Below are 19,285 nucleotides of genomic sequence, written 5' to 3'. Positions count from 1 at the left end.
GTTAATGCAGCCATTCTCTTAAGGATTCATCTGTCGGGAATCAAACGTTGGTCACGTCCAATTTCAAGCTTGGATCAAACTCCATTACGCTGTCTTCGTCTTGCATTGGCATTGCCGGAATATCTTCCTTATCAAAACCAATATCGCCACCATTAATTACACCTGACTCACTGTTAATAGATTTAAAATCAAACAGTTCGAAGTCGGCCAAGTGACTAGGTACTACATTTTGCATAGCGCGGAACATAGACTCGATTCGACCTGGGAATTGCTTATCCCAAGTATTCAGCATCTGCTTAATATTCTGGCGCTGTAGGTTTGGCTGTGAGCCACACAGATTACAAGGAATAATAGGGTAGTCACGCATGCTTGCGTATTTAATGATGTCTTTCTCTCGGCAATAAGCCAGAGGACGAATTACCACATGTTCACCGTTGTCAGAAACAAGCTTAGGTGGCATACCTTTCATTTTTCCGCCATAGAACATGTTGAGGAACAAAGTCTCAAGAATGTCGTCTCTATGGTGTCCAAGTGCAATTTTAGTCGCACCTAACTCTTTCGCAGTACGGTACAAAATACCACGGCGTAAACGAGAGCAAAGCGAACAGGTTGTTTTACCTTCAGGGATCTTATCCTGCACGATTGAGTAGGTATCTTCTTCTACAATTTTATACTTAACGCCAAGCTGCTCTAAATACGCAGGCAGAATGTGCTCTGGGAATCCCGGCTGCTTCTGATCAAGGTTTACTGCTACCAACTCAAAAGAGACAGGTGCGCTCTTTTGTAAGCTCATTAAGATTTCAAGCATAGTAAAGCTATCTTTGCCGCCAGATAGACAGACCATGATACGGTCGCCATCTTCAATCATGTTGAAATCAGCGATTGCTTGGCCTGTATTACGACGAATACGCTTTTGCAATTTGTTGAAATTGTATTGTTGAGCTTTGGTTAGCTCTTGAGTTTGCTCAGTCATCAGGTTGCAGTCTTTAATCTTAGAAACAAAATGAAGTGCGTATGATACGGATAAATGAACGATATGCCAGAGTTAAGCGTTCAAGCATAAAAAAAAGTCCCTAGACTTTCGTTTAGGGACTTATGAGATGTTACTGATAGTTAAGAAGCAACGGTCGGGTCAAGAGGGCTAACATAGCCTTTAGGTTTTAGTGCCATTACATCACAGTTAATTTTATCAATCACTTGCTCAGCCGTATTACCAATAAACACCGCCGACAGACCTGTTCGACCAGTAGTGCCTAAGATAACCATCGCGGCATTGAGCTTCTCAGCCGCTTGAGGGATGACATCTTCAGGCAAACCTTGTTGCACGAGCGTATGTTCTTCATCGATACCATGTTTCTGACGTAACGCTTTCATGGCTGTTAAATGATGCCCGCGTACCGCATCGGTATAGGTTGTCGGGTCAAACTCAGGCAATTCGATTGTGATATTTGCTGGTGTGACCGGATAAGCGTTAACCAAATATGAGTTTGTACCTAAACGTTCAGAAAGATTTAAAAGCTGTTCGACCATTCTGTCATTAAGATCTAAGTGAGTTTCTACTTCAGAACCTACATGGACAGAGGCGATAATATTCGCATTTTCAGGCCAATCTGAATTCTTAACCAACAAGACTGGAATAGGGCACTTACGAAGCAAATGCCAATCAGTAGGAGTGAAGATCACTGATTCCAACACGTCATGCTTGCGAGTGCTTTTGATTAAAATATCGTGTTCACCAGCAAATACCTCACCGATGATCGCTTCATAAGGACGATTATGCCAAACGACTTTAACATCAAAAACAATGGATTCTTTGATGTAAGGTTCTGCAACTTTCTTCATCCACTGTTCGCGTTGATGAATGACACCACGCCTCATAGCATCACGTTCCTCTCCGGATAACATGGATGTCATGTCATAGGAGAAGTCATAGATAGATAAGAAGAACGTAATATGACTTGTTGAGCGACTTTTCTTAGCTAACTGAATAGCTCGGGCTAAAGCGGGTTGTTCATCATGATTTATATCAGCTACAACCAAGATCTTGTTGTAAATACTCATAATAAACTCCTTTATCGTTTCGGAGATTTCTTACTTAAGAGTAGCTTAGAAGTTGCGAGAGGTTTAGCAAAAAAAGAGGGATTATAGAAGAAGTATGACGCAGCTCATTGTTGAGCTACGTCATTGATGTTTATTTACTTTCTTTGGAGACGCCAGCCAATTCCATCAAAGCATCATGATCGATAATTGTGATGTATTTGCCTTTTACACTCAGGATTTCTGATTTTTGGAAACGGCCAAGTAGGCGACTAATGGTTTCAACTGTTAGACCTAAGTAGTTACCGATGTCACCACGAGTCATGGTTAAACGGAACTCTCTCGGGCTAAAACCACGTTGAGAAAAACGAGTAGAAAGGTTAAACAAGAACGCAGCTAGACGCTCTTCAGCATTTTTCTTAGATAGCAGAAGAATCATCTCTTGGTCGCCCTTAATTTCGTTACTCATTAAGCGCATAATTTGTTGGCGAAGCTTAGGCATTTTGCCCGAAAGGTCATCTAGGATCTCATAAGGAATTTCACAAACCATAGAGGTCTCAAGTGCTTGAGCAAAACTAGGGTGTGCATCGCCCGTAATCGCGTCAAAGCCAACTAAATCACCAGCAAGATGGAAAGCAGTAATCTGTTCGTCACCTTGTTCTGTAATGGTGTAGCTCTTGATTGTTCCTGAACGGATTGCATACAAAGACTTCAGTTCGTCACCAGCTTTGAACAATTCCTGACCTTTTTGAATTGGCTTTTTACGCTCAATAATTTGGTCAAGTTGATCCAGTTCAGACTCGTTAAGAGTGAATGGAATACATAGTTGGCTAATACTACAGTCTTGGCAGTGAATAGCACATCCACCAGATTGAATTCGCTTCGCAGCAGGCTTTTCCGAAATCATAACGACCTTTCACTAATTGATTTACATCAATATTTTAGCATCCCTTCACACTAAAGGATAGTTAAAAAAATCATTTTGCTAATCAATCATCTAGCTAAGATTAACTAGCATGTTTATTGCGTTGTAACCGGTATATATGCCGTAACAAATAATTGAAATTGCAGCAATTGTCCTAAAAATAGACGACTGCTGTAACTGCTTAATTTGTGTTGCTCCAAATCCAACGAGCAACATAGAAGGCAATGTTCCAAGCCCGAATGCACCCATAATCAAGGCGCCCTCAATAGTACTACCGGAAACAGCCGCCCACGTTAGCGCAGAGTAGACTAAACCGCAAGGTAGCCACCCCCAGATAATTCCAAAAGGGAGAGCATGCCAGCTTTTTTTTAGTGGAAGTAGTTTTCGCCCGAGAGGAGAAATGTATTTCCATATGCCCGTGCCCAGCTTTTCTAGCTTGAGTAACCCAAACCACCAACGACCGACATACAACCCAAGAATTATCATCATCATCGCGGACAAAATTCTTAGCCAGATTAGCGAATGATTGAGAGTCGATATTTGAGTTAAGGTTGTGGCTAACCCACCGATCAGTGCGCCAAAAACACAGTAACTGAATATACGCCCAACATTATAAAATACGATTGGAAGAGTCGATTTATTGGTGCCTTGGCCAATGCTTAGCAGGGTACCTAAACCACCGCACATTCCGACACAATGTCCTGTACCTAATAAACCGACAACAAAGGCTCCAACGAAATCAGCGTTCATCTTTCTTTTCGTTATCAGAATGATTCTTTGGTGTTAAATGCTCGTCCTCGTCAAACAAGATGTTATGACCTTGGCGCTCTAGATCTTCGAACTGATCACTTTTGACCGCCCACAAAAATATGGCAACTGCTACGGCTACAATGACGATCGCGATGGGAATTAAAATATACAAGCTTTCCATTTAGTTGTTCTGTTCCTTCAGTAATCGAAGAGAATTAGATACTACTATAATCGAGCTCGCAGACATACCTACAACCGCGACATAAGGGGCAACAAACCCTGCGACAGCCAAGGGCAAAATCACCAAGTTATACCCCAGAGCCCAAGCAAGATTCTGTCTGATAATGCTACGAGTTTTTAGAGCGAGTTCTCGAGCGTCCAGAAGGCGATCTAACTTGTCTCCGAGTAACACCATATCAGCAGAAGCTTTGGCAACATCAGTACCACCGCCCATGGCAACAGATAGATGAGCCCCCGCAAGCGTTGGGGCATCGTTAATACCATCACCAACCATTAATGTAATGTCTTGCGGATCCAGCGAGCGTAAGTAATTGAGTTTATCTTCAGGTTTGGCTTGTGCGATTACATTATCCACACCGAGTTCACTCGCAACAGTTTCAGCATTAACTTGAGAATCGCCCGTCAATAGCGTGATTCGAATACCAGCTTGGTGAAACTTTTCAATGAAGCTTTTTGCTTCGGAACGAATAGGGTCTTGATAAAAGAAAGTCGCAACGAGTTTAGTATCAATAGACATATACACGGCGTTTCGCTCGTTAATTATGTCTTTACTTTCCAGAACATAATCCGCATTACCGATGCAAACTCTGTATCCCTCAAACGAACCTTCTATTCCCGAACCAATAATGTTTTTAACGTCTAACGAAACAAAGTCAGCGTTTAGGTAAGGTTTAAATGCTCGTGCAATAGGGTGATTAGCGTATTGTTCAAGCCCTGCAGCAATCGCTAAACATTGTTCTTTGGTCCACTTTTGTGAATGTAGTTTTACCTCACTGATTTCGATGTTGCCATGAGTGAGTGTGCCCGTTTTATCCAAAACGAGATGATTAACATTACACAGTGTTTCAAATACATGGTTTTTACGAAGCAAAATGCCATAGCTACCAAGGCGAGAGGTTGCACAGGTTATCGCAGTTGGTGTTGCCAATGAAAGAGCACAAGGGCAGGTAGCAACGAGCACAGATAACATAATCCAGAAGGCATCGTCTGGGCGCGAGCTATGCCAGAACAACCATGTTCCCAAAGCAATGACCAAAATGATGGCAACAAAGTATCTCGCCACAACATCTGCAATCTCAGCAATTTTCGGCTTCGATGATTGAGCGTCGTCTTGGAGGCGAACAATGTTTGAAATTACCGAATCTGCTTTTGTTGCCGTTACTTCAAGGTCAAATGATTCATCGCCGTTCAGTGTCCCAGCATATACAGCGTCGCCAATGTTTTTAACAACAGGTAGCGATTCGCCAGTCAACATGGATTCATCAACATGAATACGGCTTGAAACAACCGCGCCGTCAGCGGGAACATGCTCTCCGGGTAATACGCGAATTTTCTCTCCAATTTGCAGAGTCTTAACTGGCGTTTGAGAGCCATCAACACGTGTGGCAATTGCTGGAATTAATTTTAATAGGTTTCCACTGGCCGCAGCCGCTTTTCGTCTTGCACGCATTTCCAGAAAACGCCCCACCAATAGGAAGAAGGTGAACATGGAAATAGACTCAAAGAAGACTTCGCCTTTTTGAGTAACAGTTGCAAACAAGCTTGCGACATAAGCAAAGATCAAGGCGATAGATACGGGAACATCCATTCCCAAAGTGCGACCTTTAATACTTCGCCATGCGTTGACATAGAAGGGAAATGCGGAATATAGGAGCACAGGAGTAGCAAACAACAAGCTCACCCAGCGGAAGTAGTTTTTAAATTCACTATCTAGATCAGCAAACGCTTCCAAGTACAAAGCAACCGCAAGCATCATAACTTGCATTGTTGCTAGACCAGCAATACCCAGACGATATAGATATTGCTTCATTGATTGGTGATATTGAGCTTCGTGCTTATCAGCTTCAAAAGGCGCAGCTTTGTAACCTAGGTTATGAATGCGAGAAAGTATATTACTGAGTTTTGCAGAAGACTTATCCCAACTGAGCAGAGCTCTATTTGTTGTGGTGTTAACACGAATTCCTATTACGCCAGGTTCTTTAACCAGTTGCTTTTCTATCAACCAGGCACACGCTGCACAGGATACCCCTTCTAGTGACAATGTCACTTCCGAGTGTGAATCCACATTTCTGACGAATTCAGCCTGAACGTCAGAGTTATCGTAATGGATCAATGCTTTTAGCTGTTCCGGAACCAACTCAACTTTATCTGCAGTTGTTGTTCGAAACTGGTAATAGGATACGAGTCCATTATCAACAATGGTTTCTGCCACGGTTTTACAACCGGGGCAGCACATGTCGCGTTCTTCATTGAGAATAGTGACTTTGAAATCGGTGTTCTCTGGTACATCTTCACCGCAGTGGTAACACGCTTTGCTCATATCACTAGTTCATCAGTTGAGTCGGTGAAGCAGAAGGGAATGTAACTCGGCCTTGAACCAGCCATTCACCATTGTGTGGCGTTAACTCGATAAACCAAGGGCCTTGCATCTCATCATCGCGAGTAATTTTGTAATTGCCTTTTGCATCAGCAGTAATCAGCTGTGAGAAGTCTCTATCGGCAAGAGTTCTGTGAGCAAACATCGCCTGAATAGCTGGATAGTGATCCAGTTTTCCTTTATTAAACTGGATAATAATGTCGTTGCCTTGAGAACTAACAGTAGCGTTCAGACCGAGATCTTTGGCTATGTGTATCTTAGATAAGTCTACATTAATACCTTTTCCTTTTTTATAGTAATCCTCAGTTACCAATGAAACTGAGTTATTCGAAAACACGATAACCGTAACGATTGTCCATACAACAACAGTAAGTGGAAGAATAATCAGGAACCACGGCCAAAATTGTTTATACCAAGGCTTTACCATAAAAAAGTTCTCTACAACAAAAAAGAAGGGATTAAACTTAGAAGGCTTAAATTTAAGAAAAAAGCAGCCCCTAGGAAAGGGGCTGTTATTAGATTTTTACTATTTATCTGAATTGCTTAGGCTCCAGACATAAGCAGAAACGAGCTGCACCTTGTCTTCACCTAGAATGTCAATCCATGCAGGCATTACACCTGAACGTCCGTACATCACTGTTTCAGTTACAGCAGCACGTGAATCGCCGAACAACCAATCTTGGTCAGTCAGGTCAGGCGCACCAACAGCAGGGTTACCTTTACCATCTGTACCGTGACAAGCTGCACAAACTACAAAGCGCGCTTTACCTGCTTCAGCTTCACGAGCATTTACAGAACGACCACTTAGGCTAAGTGCGTAACTCACTACTTCAGCTACACCTTGCTCACCCAATGCATCTTTCCATGCTGGCATCTGACCGATACGACCATGACGAATCGTTGTCACGATTGCATCAGGCTCACCACCGTAAAGCCACGCGTTATCAGTTAGGTTAGGGAAACCTTTCTGACCACGAGCATCAGAGCCGTGACACTGAGAACAGTTTTGTAGGAACAAACGTTGTCCAACTTTCAATGCATCAGAATCTGCTGCAATTTCAGGAACAGGACGCAGTTCCGAACCACCATCTTTGTACGCTAAGCGCTTGAAAGCTTCACCGAAGTACGCATCAGCATCATCAAGTTCCTTCGCGTATTGAACAAGAGTTTTCGTTTCTTGAGCATTAGCAATAGAAGCTTTTGATTCTTCCAATGTACGTACTTTTTGGTCTGAACTTTGCCAGCCTAAAACACCTTTAAAATTCCCCAAACCTGGGTAAAGCGTTAAATAGACAGCAGCAAAGATGAACGTACTAACAAATAGATAAGTCCACCACTTAGGCAGCGGGTTATTTATCTCGCGAATACCATCGTACTCGTGGCCCATGTCAGCGCCTTCTTCAACACCCATTTTGTCTTTAAGACACCAAACGAGAAGAATTGCGCATCCAAGTAGGGTACCAACCGTAATTACGATGATCCAAAGACTCCAAAATGTCGTCATTACTCAGTCACTCCTTGTTCTTATTAGAGGGTGTTTCTTTTTGCTCGTCTGCAAAGATCAAGTTTGCGGCTTCGTCAAAACGCGCTTTACGCTTTTTGCCAAACGCCCACCAAACCACACCGATGAAGCAGACAAACAACGTTATGGTCCAAATACTGTGAATAGTACCGATATCCATAATTACCTCTGTTTATTTCATTGCGTGACCAATAGACTGAAGGTAAGCAATGATGGCATCCATCTCTGTTTTTCCTTCAACATCTTTCGCCGCATTCGCTATTTGTTCATCCGTATATGGTACGCCGAACTGATTGCGGAAAACCTCAAGTTTCTTCTGAGTATTTTTCCCATCAAGTACATTTTCAGCTAACCAAGGGAAAGCTGGCATATTCGATTCTGGAACTAGTTCACGAGGGTTTAGCAAGTGAACACGATGCCATTCATCAGAATAACGACCACCAACACGAGCAAGGTCAGGACCAGTACGCTTAGAACCCCATAAGAATGGATGTTCCCAAACACTTTCACCTGCTACAGAGTAGTGCCCATAACGTTCTGTTTCAGAACGGAAAGGACGAACCATTTGGCTATGACACACGTTACAGCCTTCACGGATGTAAATGTCACGACCTTCCATCTGCAATGCAGTGTATGGTTTCAGGTTTTCTACTGGCTCAGTAGTTTGCTTTTGGAAAATCAACGGTGTGATTTCAACTAAAGCACCCCAACTGATGGCGAATACAATCATAATTGCCAACAAACCGACGTTACGTTCGATAATGCCATGGCGATTATTAGAATCTGAACTCATTCTTTAAATCTCCTTACGCTGGTTGTTGGATAGCTTTTAGGCTGTGATTCGGAGCTGAAATCGTCTTATATGTGTTGTATGCCATTAGGAACATACCAGATAAGAAAATAAAACCACCGATGAAACGTACGGTATAGAATGGGTACGAAGCCTGTACAGACTCTACAAAGCTGTAAGTTAACGTACCGTCAGAGTTAACTGCACGCCACATCAAACCTTGCATAACACCCGAAATCCACATCGCCACGATGTACAGTACAGTACCGATTGTTGCTAACCAGAAGTGAGCATTAATCAAGCTAACTGAATACATACGTTCTTGGTTAAACAGGCGAGGAATCAAGTGATATACAGAACCAATCGATACCATTGCAACCCAACCCAATGCACCAGAGTGAACGTGACCAATCGTCCAGTCAGTGTAATGAGAAAGTGCGTTTACTGTCTTAATCGACATCATTGGGCCTTCAAAGGTAGACATACCGTAGAAAGACAGAGATACGATTAGGAAACGTAGGATAGGGTCGTAACGTAGCTTATGCCATGCACCAGACAACGTCATGATACCGTTGATCATACCACCCCAAGAAGGAGCGAATAGAACCAAAGACATCACCATTCCCAAAGACTGAGTCCAGTCAGGAAGAGCGGTGTAGTGTAAGTGGTGCGGACCTGCCCAGATATAAAGTGAAATCAATGCCCAGAAGTGAACAATCGATAAACGGTAAGAGTAAACTGGACGTTCTGCTTGCTTAGGTACGAAGTAGTACATCATACCTAGGAAACCAGCTGTTAGTAGGAAACCTACCGCGTTGTGACCATACCACCATTGAACCATAGCATCGACAGCACCTGAATAAATCGAATATGACTTAGTCATTGATACTGGGATTGCCATGCTGTTTACAATATGCAGAACAGCAACAGTAATGATGAAGGCCCCAAAGAACCAGTTTGCTACATATATATGAGACGTTTTACGTTTCACAAGTGTTCCAAAGAACACCACTGCGTAAGAAACCCATACTACTGCGATAGCAATATCGATAGGCCATTCTAACTCAGCATATTCTTTACCAGAGGTAAAACCTAATGGTAGAGAGATTGCTGCGGATAAAATGATTGCTTGCCATCCCCAAAAGGTGAATGCAACAAGCGGCCCACCAAATAGACGAGTTTGACAGGTACGCTGTACAACATAATAAGAGGTTGCGAACAGGGCACTTGTACCAAACGCGAATATCACCGCATTAGTATGCAACGGACGGAGACGACTATACGTCAGCCACGGCGTATCAAAGTTTAGCTGTGGCCAAACTAATTGAGCGGCAATCAAAACACCTACACCCATTCCGACAATACCCCAGAGAATAGTCACTAAGGTAAATTGACGAACGACTGTATAGTTATAGTTTTGTTCAAGCTGCTTTTCTTGGCTCATTTTGCATGCTTCCAATGTCTAATTAACTACACTTTTCTTCCAACACGACAAATGTCGCAATGCCACCCAAATCCACAACAAAATTAAAGTTTTATCAAAACGTTAATAGCTATTGCTGACTTTACGAAAAAGTGGCATTTTCAAGCGGAAAAGTATACTGCAATTAACAATTCAATGACAGTGTAGTAACCTTACCCTTTATCAGGTTTTGCCCTTTTATTTCAAAACTTTGAACTTTGTTACACGAGGAACCCGTTCTAATGGCAGCTGAAAAGCTTACAAAACACAGACTTGCTCAAATTCTCATCACCTTAAGCTTACTTCTTATCGCTTTCTTTTGGAGAACGATCACATATACAGAGGTAAGCACGGTGACTTGCAAGCCTCAGCCAAATTGTTCTGTATTTGTAAATAATGAAAAAATAACTGTTACAAAAGATGATAGGCAGTTAGGAGTGTTGAATGTTTATCCAATTCCCCAGGATTGGGAAATCACTTACGAAGGCAAGGTAACAAGAAACGCTCAAAATGTTGCGCTTTTTCCGAATGCTAACAAACTTAATACAGTTGATTACTTTATTATTAATAACTCGGTAAAAATTGAAATTGAAAACTAGTTTACATCGTTCAATTTATAAGACTTATGTGACATAGAGAGGAGAGCGCCGTACATATCTAAATTATTATGGGGTATAAATTAAATCGGACTGTGTACACATAAGTAACTCGTAAATGCGACTTAAAACGGCTATTTCAAATAATCCAGATGCTAATAACGCCATCAAAGAGATCCGGTCTGCTATCAACCTGACTGGCATCAGTGCAATAGTTTGTTACTACACCGAAGTTTATAGTAACCAAAACCTATCCAGCTTTTTTTCTTGTTACTTTCCAGATATTCCGATTATTGGTTGCTCTTCCTGTAATGGTCTAATGACAGACGCGGGGATACACAGTGGCACCGTTATTGGTGTCATGGCAATTTACGATGATTCAAAGAGCAGTGCCTACGGTACCGCTTATACCAGCCTTAAAGATTGTACTCAATACGACGAAATAGTTGGCTCCGCTATTAATGAAGCTCTTTTAAAAGCTAACAGAGTCGGTGAAGTTCCAGACTTTATCGTTCTCCACTCAACTCCTGGTAATGAAGAACGTATTATAGAAGCGATTGACGCTCAATTCGGAACTCAAGTACCTATTATTGGAGGAACAGCCGCCGACAACAATATCGTCGGAAACTGGTCAGTCTCGAATGAACATAACGTTTCATCTGAAGCTTTAACTATACTCGTTGGCTTTCTTTCCATACCCATCGCCACAGGCTTGAGCGTTGGATATTCACCTACAGAGTACTCAGGAAGAGTCACTAACGCTTGTGGGCGCTATATTTATGCTATTGATAGAATGCCGGCAAAACAGGTTTATCAACAGTGGTTGAGCGAGTGTTCAGGGTTATCGATATTAGATGAATACTTGTTTGATTATATCTCTGAGTTTCCTATCGGAAATGTTGTTGGTCATATAGACAAGCAACCATATTTTAAATTGTCACATCCGATTCGTATCACTGAAGAAGATGCGCTAGAAATGTTTTCGGAAAGCAAAGTAGGAGAGACCATAACCTTAATGACTGGTTCAAAAGGGCATTTGATAGAAAGAGCGTCAAGATTTGTAAAAGATGCCAATATAAAGAACTACAATGAGACAGAGATGGTTGGTGGCATCATCATTTTTTGCGCAGGTTCTATGTTGCATCTAGGGAAACAAATGAGGGAAGTATATGAGAAAATTAACTCTCAAATGAATGGTTGTCCTTTCATCTGTCCTTTCACCTTTGGTGAACAAGGGAAACTTGTCGGCGGAGAAAATGCCCACGGCAATTTAATGATTTCATCTGCAATCTTTTATGAGTCAGAGCACTATCTATGAAGCAGCAATATATTGAACATTTCAACGAAACGTTGCTTGAGTTAGAACGTAGCAGAGAGCGGGAACGCCTAATAACCGAAGAAAACCAAGTCATCCTAGCGGCTTTGTCTGCACTTAGCCGAGCGGATAACAAATATCAAATCTTCGATGAATTGAAGAAAGTGCTCAGTCGATACATTAAGTTCAATGATTTCATCGTAATATCCAAAGGCAAGGACAACGCAAGCTACTCCACATTTCTTACGTCCAATATTGCGTTCACAGGAAAGAACTGGTTAAACGGAACCAAATTTCAGCGCGTACTTGATGGCGAATCCATCATACTTTTTGACCCCGTCAAACTCGATGAGTTTAAAAATCTCAATAGCTTTCTCAAAAAACAGATTGAGTCGGCACTCATTACCGGAATTAGAACTCAAACATCAGATTCAGTACTGTTATTGCTCGGGAAGAAAAAAGGTCAATTCAGCCTAGATATGAAAACAACGCTACTTCGATTTAGGCCGCTTCTAGAGCGAGCAATTAGCGATATCGAATATAAAGAAGAATTACAAAGACTTGTTGATATAAAAACCAAAGAACTTGTTGTAGCACAGCAACTTGCAGAGCAGGCGAACAAGTCTAAATCTCAATTTTTAGCCATGATGAGTCATGAATTAAGAACGCCACTTAATGCTGTGTTAGGTTTAATTGATGTTTTAAGAGATACATCTAACATTCATCAACTGGATCTGTTGGAACAGATGGAGCATTCCGCAGAATTGCTGCTAGTAATCATCAACGATGTACTGGATCTGAGCCGTATTGAATCTGGTCACTTTAAGCTACAGTGTCACAAAGTAAATCTATACCATAAACTAAATCATGCCTTGGAATATCACCGTCAGCTTGCAGAAGACAAAGGCATTACATTTTGCGTTGATGTAAAACTTTGTCCTACAACTGAGTATCTAGTCGATCCCGTTCGTTTAACTCAAATACTGTTTAATGTTGTTGGTAACGCCGTTAAATTCACTGAGAAAGGCATGGTCACAGTGTCACTTTATGATCTCGGTGGAAAATTGAATATACAGGTTAACGACACGGGCATAGGAATAGAAAGCGACAGAGTTGAACAACTGTTCTCACCATTTATACAAGCGGATAGCTCGCATACTCGAAATTATGGCGGCACAGGACTAGGGTTAACCATAACTAAACATCTTGTGGAACTGATGAAAGGAACAATTTCAGTTAGCAGCACATTACACAAAGGAAGTTGCTTTGAAATAACGATTCCTCTGAAAGATAGTTGCATGGATGTATCCAAGGGCACAATTACCAACGCAGCAATTAAGAAGAACCAAGAGAAAACTTATAACATTTTGGTAGTTGAAGACACGAAAACCAATCAGATAGTAATACAGTTGATGCTGAGCCGCCTAGGTTACAACGTGACATTAGCAGATAACGGCAAACAAGCCGTAGAGCTCATCAAAAACGACGAACAATTCGATTTAATATTTATGGATATTTCAATGCCAGTGATGGATGGAATTGAAGCAACCAAACAAATTCGCGCTAAGAGTCTTAGTGTCCCGATCATTGCACTAACAGCACACACAATGGATGACGATAAAGACGAATGCCTAAAAGCCGGCATGAATGACTTTATGCTTAAACCAATGCGTATCAATGAAATCTCATCAGTTGTAGATAGGTTTACAGCCTAATAACTACATTTTTAATCACAGATGATAAATGTAGTTATTAGGTATTTTATGGTAAATGCCAGTTATGTAAAATGCAGAGGGAACAGAGTAGTTATCCGTGCAATACAGGTATGTTATTCGAACCTAGAAAACCATATTTAACATAATACATATAATGCGCACTTGGATATTATTGAGATAAGGTGCTGTGTTATCACCTTATCGAATTGATTTTTAATCATTTACTTAATGACTCTTCTTGGTTTTATCACCAGAACTCTTAAATCCCTGATGCGGAAAAACGTTGCGAATTCGCTGTTGAACTTTTTTAGGAACTTGCTCTGTAAATACTAATTTCATGCCTGTACGTTGCTGATATACCTTCATTTCACCGCTGAATGGCGTTACTTCCGCAATCTCAGTGACGTTATGTTTAAAAGTTGGAGGAAAATGACCTTTTACTTTACTTAAAGTACCATCTTTAAAAGTAACTTTAAGTACAGGCCTATCAACAGCTACAAGCCAGAAAATGATTAAAGCAGCGATTAAAATTACGTACAGCATGAGTTAACTCCTAATTAGATAGCAACTTACTCAAATCTTCTTTTAAGTTTGATACAGCTTTACTGGCTTTTTCGCTTCGAGAAGCTTCACTAAGCAGATATTCAATTGCGTCTGACAACGTACATCCCAATTCATTAGCTCTAGTGGAAAGCTTTTCCCAGACTTGGTAATCAAGATCAATCGACTTTTTACGTGTATGGATTTGCTCTGCGTTAAAGTGACGCTTACGTTTTGCCCGAATGGCTTGCTTCAGCTTATTATCAAGCTCAGGTGCCATATTCTTTTCAATCCATTCCAGAACCAACGTAGGTTCATGTTCAATCGATTTCAATTTCTGTATGGCAGCATCCGCTTCACTACGATCGAGATGGCAAGTAATTGATTCACCATCTTTCCACTTCTTAATCAAATACTGCCATTTCCAACCACATTCTAGGTTTTCAAGCTGTTGATATTTCATTTGAGGCAATCCATTAAAAATCAGGGTGACAGCGTAACCCAACCCGATTTTATGTTCAAATTAATCCTGATAAAAACTAGAGGAAGATCATTCATCAAGTGTGCTATTCGAACTAGTGGTTTTTCTATATAATTCGTTGTCTCTTAACAATCAATTCAGTAATTCAATGACTCAAGATATTTGGCGCCTTGCAACTCCCCAGTACGATGAATTTCAAATTCAACTCGAACAGTACCCTAACCTACAGCCGATCTCGCTAATCGATACTCAATCTAGGTTAACAAAAGCAATCGACAGATTTCTAAACATTAGAGGATTTAGCCGTTTCTTGATTGTTAATGCCCCTGACAACTCAATATATCGCTCTTTGTTAAAAGAAAAATTAGAGAGCATGGTTGAAGGCAAGCCAGTTATTTCAACTGAATCGCTTGATATGGAAGCAATTTTAGGACAAGTAAAAGCTGAAAATGGTCATATTGTCTCAAAATCTAAGGGCCTGATATCTCAAGCTGATGGTGGCTATCTTATCGTTTCCGCTAACTTACTTTTAGCCAATCCACGTCACTGGCCTACTTTGAAATCGGCCATTCTTGGTACACCCGTTCCTCCATTTAACTGTGATCCAAAATCTATCATCGAAGAAACGCAGTACAGCCAATATGATGTAAAACTCATCGTTGTTGGTGATAGAAGTCAACTTGGTGATGTTGATTTTCTAGATGCAGATATCCACTCTGGTCTGTGTATTTACAGTGAACTAGAACTAGATGTAAAGATTGATTCAGATTCGATAACTCAATATTTATCATTTGTTAAATGGCTATGCGATTACTACGCACTCCCTCTGCTAAACATTGAAGCACTTGTAAGCTTAATGACAGCCGGCGCTAGATATACCGAAGATCAACACTATGCTCCTCTTTGCGTTATGTGGCATAGAGCTCTCTTGGAAGAAGCTGCAATAGAAGCGAATGGTGATGTAATTGAAGCTATTCATATAGAAAAAGCGATAGATGCACGTCACTACAGAGAATCTTACCTACCAGAAAGAGCTTTAGACGATATCCTCGATGGACAAGTGTTTATTGAGACTCAGGGCGAACAAGTTGGTCAAGTCAATGGATTAACCGTTGTAGATATAGCCGGCCACCCGGTGTCTTATGGTGAACCTGCACGTATTTCCTGTGTTATTCACTTCGGTGATGGTGACATAGCTGACGTAGAGCGTAAGGTTGAACTAGGCGGAAACTTGCACGCAAAAGGTATGATGATTATGCAAGCTTTTGTTAGCAGCGAACTCGACTTAGACGTCCCTCTTCCTTATTCAGCATCTGTTGTGTTCGAGCAGTCGTATTGTGAAGTTGATGGTGACAGTGCATCGCTAGCTGAACTATGCTCATTAGTTAGTGCGCTTTCTGAATACCCTATTAATCAGCAAATTGCCGTTACTGGAGCCGTAGATCAATTTGGCCGAGTGCAAGCTGTTGGTGGTTTAAATGAAAAAATTGAAGGCTTCTACCATGTTTGCCAACACCAAGGATTTACAGGCGAGCAAGGAGTGATCCTTCCTCAAAGTAATTTGAAACATTTGGCTCTTCATAAATCTGTAGTCGAAAGTATTAAGAATGGAGAGTTTCATATTTGGCCAGTGTCGCATGTCGATGAAGTCGTTCCTCTTGTTATGGGTAAACCATTCCGAGGTGAAGATGAAGATAGCGTCATTAGCAGAATTGCAGAACGTATTGAAAATTTTGAAAAACATGTTCAGCCAGTTGGGTTTGTGGAACGTATAAAAAACTGGTTTGTTTAGTACTGATCGGAGTTGTCTGGCGTACGCGTGTTCACTAACATGCACCCTATCAGAAATTGGAGTAATTGATAATGCAAAACAAACGTGACTCATATAATCGTGAAGACCTATTAGCCTCTAGCCGTGGTGAGCTATTTGGCCCAGGTTACCCTCAGTTACCAGCACCAAACATGCTGATGATGGATCGTATTAGCAAAATGTCTGAAACTGAAGGCGAATTTGGTAAGGGTCTTATTATTGCTGAGTTAGATATCACTCCAGATTTATGGTTCTTTGATTGCCACTTCCCTGGCGATCCGGTAATGCCTGGCTGTCTAGGTCTAGACGCAATGTGGCAACTTGTAGGTTTCTTCTTAGGCTGGGTTGGCGGTAAAGGTAAAGGCCGTGCTCTTGGTGTTGGTGAAGTTAAGTTTACTGGACAGATTCTACCAACTGCGAAAAAAGTGACTTATGAAATCAACATGAAGCGTGTAGTAAATCGCAAGCTTGTAATGGGTCTTGCTGATGGTCGCGTGCTTGTTGATGGTAAAGAAATCTATGTAGCTAAAGATTTGAAAGTTGGTCTCTTCCAAGACACTTCTGCGTTTTAATTCTCAGTTATTAATTAAAGCAGCTATCGAGCTGCTTTAATTTTATCAAACACACTTAGTTATAGTGCGTTATAAATACTAGGTACTAAAAAGCCCCTTTCGGGGCTTAAGATCCTTTAGTATGTGGGGGTTATTTATAGAGACCAGAGTTTTTATCATCTCTTGCGTCACGCCAACCGCCTAGCCAATATGAACGAGCATCACTTTGTTGGTATGGACACTCCTCAGGAGATCGTCCATTCAAACCAGCTTTATAACCTTGAGATTGTGCTCTTTCAAGGCGATCACGCTTTTGTCTCTTCATAGTGCAGTCCTCATACAGTAACTTGTGTCTTACTTACAACTATTACATTAGTGTGGATCTTTTATGACCACACCTAAAGAATCGCGCAAAATCTGACCTTTCTCAAGTCAAAAAAAAGCACAAGCTTATTTTTGTGAGCTTGTGCCTTTATTGACAAAAAATGACTATTTTCTACGGAACCAACCTAAAGCCAGTAGGATTAAACTCCACAAACCTAAACTACCGCCCGAACGTTCAGAGGTTGTTGTATCTGTAGATCGCTGGCTAATGTTACTTGAAGTGGCTCCAGCAATCGGTACAAGTTTGACTGCCACAACAGTTTCAGTTCCACTACAAGAAGCGTTGTGAGAAGTAGTACTGTATCCACCACTACACTTCAGCGCTGTACCAGAAATCACGCCTGCATCATTGATATCTGTAGCATCCACAACGCGATATTGGTTATTGCCTGACAATGAACCATCATTAGTTAAATCATCTAAATACCAAGCTTTGTTTGCAAATCTAGCCATACGAGTGATGTCACTTCCCGCAGCATTGTAAGGATAAATAAAACCTCTTTTTCTACGAGTTTTACCATCGATCTCTCGTGTACTATCAAAATCTATTTGCCCAACAATTTCATTGTAATTATTAATAGCACCAGCTTTACCTCCTGCTCCCTCAAACAAAATACCTCCTGATGGGAATGTAGCGGATAGAGAAGTTTGAGATACATTTGGAACGATGAATAAGCGGTTAGGAGCAGCACCTTTATATGGTGCAGATCCATCTCTCTTGGCGTTTCCAATAGCAACTAAATTTTTGTTTATAGATGTTAAAACAGAGTTACTATGAATCTTTTCTGAATTCACTACCGCTCTAGCATTCGAGACAACTTTAGAACTCCAAGTTGATATATCCGTCGTATCGGATACGAATACAGTAGCGTTCATATAATTATTTGAAGAGTCATAGGTATTAAAACCAACACCATATATAGTTGTACCACTAATCACAAAGTCTCTCATACTACCTTGAGCTAGGCGGTTAGAAACTCTTGAATTCACTCCGGCTTCCCATGCGATCTGAACTGGTGTGCTCGAGCTATTTAACCAAATAGCAGCTTTGGATGTATAAAATGTACCATTATCATTAGCTTCACTATCCGCAACGCTACCTACTGTATAAGTGTCATCACGCGCCCAAGCTCGGGATTGCAGTACACCAGTAGGTCCGATGGCAGAGTTTTCTATCCATGAAGATACAGAGCCACGTCTAAAGCCTGAGACATTCTTTAGTCCAGAAGAAATACCTACAGCATCTCCTGCTGGAGATATGCTGTTTATAACTAAGTTGTTGCCTTCATCCAGAGAAATACCGGTTGTTGATGCCCCAATAAAAGCAATAGAATTAGGCTCACTATTTGAGTTTTCGTTTGACCAAATATTCCAACGTGGACTAGCCCAAGCACTGCAGGTAGAAAAACCAAGTTGTGCTTCACAATAGTTTTCAAAGTCACTAAAGGACTGAATGTAGGCGAACTGGTTATCCATGCCAAATGGCGCTTCTTCACGATAACTCAAACCATCAACTGCTTCACCTGAGTTCATAACGTTAACTCGTGTCTCTCCAGCGAGTTTAAAAGAACTACATGAGCCAGAAATAGCCGCACCTGATTCAAAACAGTTGTCACTTGCGCCTGTTGTTGCTGCTGGTTCAATTGCTACACCGTAAGAGCTCTTATAGCTAAATGACGTATTTGGCGTTATTTCTACAACGTTATAAAGCGCAGCAGACACCTGTGTGGTAGCAAGAATAGCTGAGCTCACAAGGCTCAGCTTAAACAATTTTCTATTCATAAAATCCA

The 19,285-nt window shown here is 41.2% G+C and carries 20 protein-coding genes; 5 read left to right on the top strand and 15 right to left on the bottom strand.

All coding sequences use genetic code 11. The annotated features are described in order from the left end of the window. Nucleotides 1–40: 40 nt before the first annotated feature. The 11 genes from ttcA to ccoN all read right to left on the bottom strand — a co-directional run bounded on the left by ttcA (nucleotide 41) and on the right by ccoN (nucleotide 10,085). Nucleotides 41–973 (bottom strand): tRNA 2-thiocytidine(32) synthetase TtcA, encoded by a 933-nt coding sequence (gene ttcA / locus AAGA51_RS07570; protein ID WP_042482382.1) that lies wholly within the window; start codon nucleotides 971–973, stop codon nucleotides 41–43. Between the two features lie 140 nt (nucleotides 974–1,113). Then, nucleotides 1,114–2,061 carry a universal stress protein UspE gene (uspE, locus tag AAGA51_RS07565; RefSeq protein ID WP_042482385.1) on the bottom strand — a complete coding sequence of 316 codons (948 nt, stop codon included), beginning with the start codon at nucleotides 2,059–2,061 and terminating at the stop codon, nucleotides 1,114–1,116. Between the two features lie 130 nt (nucleotides 2,062–2,191). After that, nucleotides 2,192–2,944: an FNR family transcription factor gene (locus AAGA51_RS07560; RefSeq protein ID WP_042482392.1), complete on the bottom strand. Its 753-nt coding sequence runs from the start codon at nucleotides 2,942–2,944 to the stop codon at nucleotides 2,192–2,194. A gap of 90 nt (nucleotides 2,945–3,034) precedes the next feature. Then, nucleotides 3,035–3,712, bottom strand: a complete 678-nt coding sequence (locus tag AAGA51_RS07555) for a sulfite exporter TauE/SafE family protein (RefSeq protein ID WP_042482396.1) — start codon at nucleotides 3,710–3,712, stop codon at nucleotides 3,035–3,037. Further along, a complete protein-coding gene (gene ccoS / locus AAGA51_RS07550) occupies nucleotides 3,702–3,893 on the bottom strand; it encodes a cbb3-type cytochrome oxidase assembly protein CcoS (protein ID WP_042482398.1) in 192 nt (63 codons plus the stop codon). Before ccoS ends, AAGA51_RS07555 begins: the two co-directional genes overlap by 11 nt. Continuing rightward, a complete protein-coding gene (locus AAGA51_RS07545; RefSeq protein WP_042482400.1) occupies nucleotides 3,894–6,272 on the bottom strand; it encodes a heavy metal translocating P-type ATPase in 2,379 nt (792 codons plus the stop codon). It lies immediately after the preceding gene. A gap of 4 nt (nucleotides 6,273–6,276) precedes the next feature. Then, a complete protein-coding gene (locus AAGA51_RS07540; RefSeq protein ID WP_042482403.1) occupies nucleotides 6,277–6,756 on the bottom strand; it encodes a FixH family protein in 480 nt (159 codons plus the stop codon). A 99-nt stretch (nucleotides 6,757–6,855) separates the two neighbouring features. Further along, nucleotides 6,856–7,833, bottom strand: coding sequence for a cytochrome-c oxidase, cbb3-type subunit III (gene ccoP, locus AAGA51_RS07535; protein WP_042482406.1), 978 nt, complete (start codon nucleotides 7,831–7,833; stop codon nucleotides 6,856–6,858). A 7-nt stretch (nucleotides 7,834–7,840) separates the two neighbouring features. Beyond that, entirely contained in the window at nucleotides 7,841–8,011 is a 171-nt protein-coding gene (locus tag AAGA51_RS07530; RefSeq protein ID WP_042482410.1) for a CcoQ/FixQ family Cbb3-type cytochrome c oxidase assembly chaperone, read from the bottom strand. Between the two features lie 12 nt (nucleotides 8,012–8,023). Further along, nucleotides 8,024–8,644 (bottom strand): cytochrome-c oxidase, cbb3-type subunit II, encoded by a 621-nt coding sequence (gene ccoO, locus AAGA51_RS07525; protein ID WP_042482413.1) that lies wholly within the window; start codon nucleotides 8,642–8,644, stop codon nucleotides 8,024–8,026. Nucleotides 8,645–8,657: 13 nt separating this feature from the next. Further along, entirely contained in the window at nucleotides 8,658–10,085 is a 1,428-nt protein-coding gene (gene ccoN, locus AAGA51_RS07520; protein ID WP_042482416.1) for a cytochrome-c oxidase, cbb3-type subunit I, read from the bottom strand. A gap of 260 nt (nucleotides 10,086–10,345) precedes the next feature. On the opposite strand from ccoN, the gene AAGA51_RS07515 reads away from it, so the two are divergent. The 3 genes from AAGA51_RS07515 (at nucleotide 10,346) to AAGA51_RS07505 (ending at nucleotide 13,729) form a co-directional block, all read left to right on the top strand. Further along, a complete protein-coding gene (locus AAGA51_RS07515) occupies nucleotides 10,346–10,702 on the top strand; it encodes a hypothetical protein (protein ID WP_042482419.1) in 357 nt (118 codons plus the stop codon). A gap of 115 nt (nucleotides 10,703–10,817) precedes the next feature. Continuing rightward, complete coding sequence (locus AAGA51_RS07510; RefSeq protein WP_081878674.1) at nucleotides 10,818–12,017, top strand: FIST signal transduction protein; 1,200 nt, start codon at nucleotides 10,818–10,820, stop codon at nucleotides 12,015–12,017. Beyond that, nucleotides 12,014–13,729 carry a response regulator gene (locus AAGA51_RS07505; RefSeq protein WP_042482421.1) on the top strand — a complete coding sequence of 572 codons (1,716 nt, stop codon included), beginning with the start codon at nucleotides 12,014–12,016 and terminating at the stop codon, nucleotides 13,727–13,729. Before AAGA51_RS07510 ends, AAGA51_RS07505 begins: the two co-directional genes overlap by 4 nt. Nucleotides 13,730–13,954: 225 nt before the next feature. Here AAGA51_RS07505 and AAGA51_RS07500 read toward each other — a convergent pair whose 3' ends face one another. Both AAGA51_RS07500 and matP read right to left on the bottom strand, forming a co-directional pair. Then, a complete protein-coding gene (locus AAGA51_RS07500) occupies nucleotides 13,955–14,272 on the bottom strand; it encodes a DUF3634 family protein (protein WP_042482425.1) in 318 nt (105 codons plus the stop codon). 10 nt (nucleotides 14,273–14,282) lie between these two features. Beyond that, the gene (gene matP / locus AAGA51_RS07495) at nucleotides 14,283–14,732 is read right to left on the bottom strand and encodes a macrodomain Ter protein MatP (RefSeq protein WP_042482429.1); all 450 of its coding nucleotides are present in this window, start codon (nucleotides 14,730–14,732) and stop codon (nucleotides 14,283–14,285) included. A 166-nt stretch (nucleotides 14,733–14,898) separates the two neighbouring features. On the opposite strand from matP, the gene AAGA51_RS07490 reads away from it, so the two are divergent. Both AAGA51_RS07490 and fabA read left to right on the top strand, forming a co-directional pair. After that, entirely contained in the window at nucleotides 14,899–16,542 is a 1,644-nt protein-coding gene (locus AAGA51_RS07490; protein WP_042482784.1) for a S16 family serine protease, read from the top strand. A 71-nt stretch (nucleotides 16,543–16,613) separates the two neighbouring features. After that, the gene (gene fabA, locus AAGA51_RS07485; RefSeq protein ID WP_042482432.1) at nucleotides 16,614–17,132 is read left to right on the top strand and encodes a bifunctional 3-hydroxydecanoyl-ACP dehydratase/trans-2-decenoyl-ACP isomerase; all 519 of its coding nucleotides are present in this window, start codon (nucleotides 16,614–16,616) and stop codon (nucleotides 17,130–17,132) included. 130 nt (nucleotides 17,133–17,262) lie between these two features. Here the strand turns inward: fabA and rmf are convergent, their stop codons facing one another. Next, nucleotides 17,263–17,436 (bottom strand): ribosome modulation factor, encoded by a 174-nt coding sequence (gene rmf, locus AAGA51_RS07480; protein ID WP_042482436.1) that lies wholly within the window; start codon nucleotides 17,434–17,436, stop codon nucleotides 17,263–17,265. Nucleotides 17,437–17,600: 164 nt separating this feature from the next. Continuing rightward, nucleotides 17,601–19,277: a DUF3466 family protein gene (locus tag AAGA51_RS07475; RefSeq protein ID WP_042482787.1), complete on the bottom strand. Its 1,677-nt coding sequence runs from the start codon at nucleotides 19,275–19,277 to the stop codon at nucleotides 17,601–17,603. Nucleotides 19,278–19,285: the final 8 nt, after the last annotated feature.

This window comes from Vibrio diazotrophicus (assembly GCF_038452265.1).
Lineage (GTDB): Bacteria > Pseudomonadota > Gammaproteobacteria > Enterobacterales > Vibrionaceae > Vibrio > Vibrio diazotrophicus.
Note: the sequence above shows the minus strand (reverse complement) of the source record. Positions and strands in the feature narration are given on the sequence as shown.

Coding starts and splice junctions, on each gene's coding strand:
- ccoO (WP_042482413.1), bottom strand. CDS start 8,644: ATGAGTTCAGATTCTAATAATCGCCATGGCATTATCGAACGTAACGTC.
- AAGA51_RS07510 (WP_081878674.1), top strand. CDS start 10,818: ATGCGACTTAAAACGGCTATTTCAAATAATCCAGATGCTAATAACGCC.
- AAGA51_RS07560 (WP_042482392.1), bottom strand. CDS start 2,944: ATGATTTCGGAAAAGCCTGCTGCGAAGCGAATTCAATCTGGTGGATGT.
- ccoN (WP_042482416.1), bottom strand. CDS start 10,085: ATGAGCCAAGAAAAGCAGCTTGAACAAAACTATAACTATACAGTCGTT.
- AAGA51_RS07500 (WP_042482425.1), bottom strand. CDS start 14,272: ATGCTGTACGTAATTTTAATCGCTGCTTTAATCATTTTCTGGCTTGTA.
- AAGA51_RS07545 (WP_042482400.1), bottom strand. CDS start 6,272: ATGAGCAAAGCGTGTTACCACTGCGGTGAAGATGTACCAGAGAACACC.
- ccoS (WP_042482398.1), bottom strand. CDS start 3,893: ATGGAAAGCTTGTATATTTTAATTCCCATCGCGATCGTCATTGTAGCC.
- AAGA51_RS07490 (WP_042482784.1), top strand. CDS start 14,899: ATGACTCAAGATATTTGGCGCCTTGCAACTCCCCAGTACGATGAATTT.
- ttcA (WP_042482382.1), bottom strand. CDS start 973: ATGACTGAGCAAACTCAAGAGCTAACCAAAGCTCAACAATACAATTTC.
- AAGA51_RS07515 (WP_042482419.1), top strand. CDS start 10,346: ATGGCAGCTGAAAAGCTTACAAAACACAGACTTGCTCAAATTCTCATC.
- AAGA51_RS07475 (WP_042482787.1), bottom strand. CDS start 19,277: ATGAATAGAAAATTGTTTAAGCTGAGCCTTGTGAGCTCAGCTATTCTT.
- AAGA51_RS07555 (WP_042482396.1), bottom strand. CDS start 3,712: ATGAACGCTGATTTCGTTGGAGCCTTTGTTGTCGGTTTATTAGGTACA.
- rmf (WP_042482436.1), bottom strand. CDS start 17,436: ATGAAGAGACAAAAGCGTGATCGCCTTGAAAGAGCACAATCTCAAGGT.
- AAGA51_RS07505 (WP_042482421.1), top strand. CDS start 12,014: ATGAAGCAGCAATATATTGAACATTTCAACGAAACGTTGCTTGAGTTA.
- AAGA51_RS07540 (WP_042482403.1), bottom strand. CDS start 6,756: ATGGTAAAGCCTTGGTATAAACAATTTTGGCCGTGGTTCCTGATTATT.
- AAGA51_RS07530 (WP_042482410.1), bottom strand. CDS start 8,011: ATGGATATCGGTACTATTCACAGTATTTGGACCATAACGTTGTTTGTC.
- fabA (WP_042482432.1), top strand. CDS start 16,614: ATGCAAAACAAACGTGACTCATATAATCGTGAAGACCTATTAGCCTCT.
- ccoP (WP_042482406.1), bottom strand. CDS start 7,833: ATGACGACATTTTGGAGTCTTTGGATCATCGTAATTACGGTTGGTACC.
- uspE (WP_042482385.1), bottom strand. CDS start 2,061: ATGAGTATTTACAACAAGATCTTGGTTGTAGCTGATATAAATCATGAT.
- matP (WP_042482429.1), bottom strand. CDS start 14,732: ATGAAATATCAACAGCTTGAAAACCTAGAATGTGGTTGGAAATGGCAG.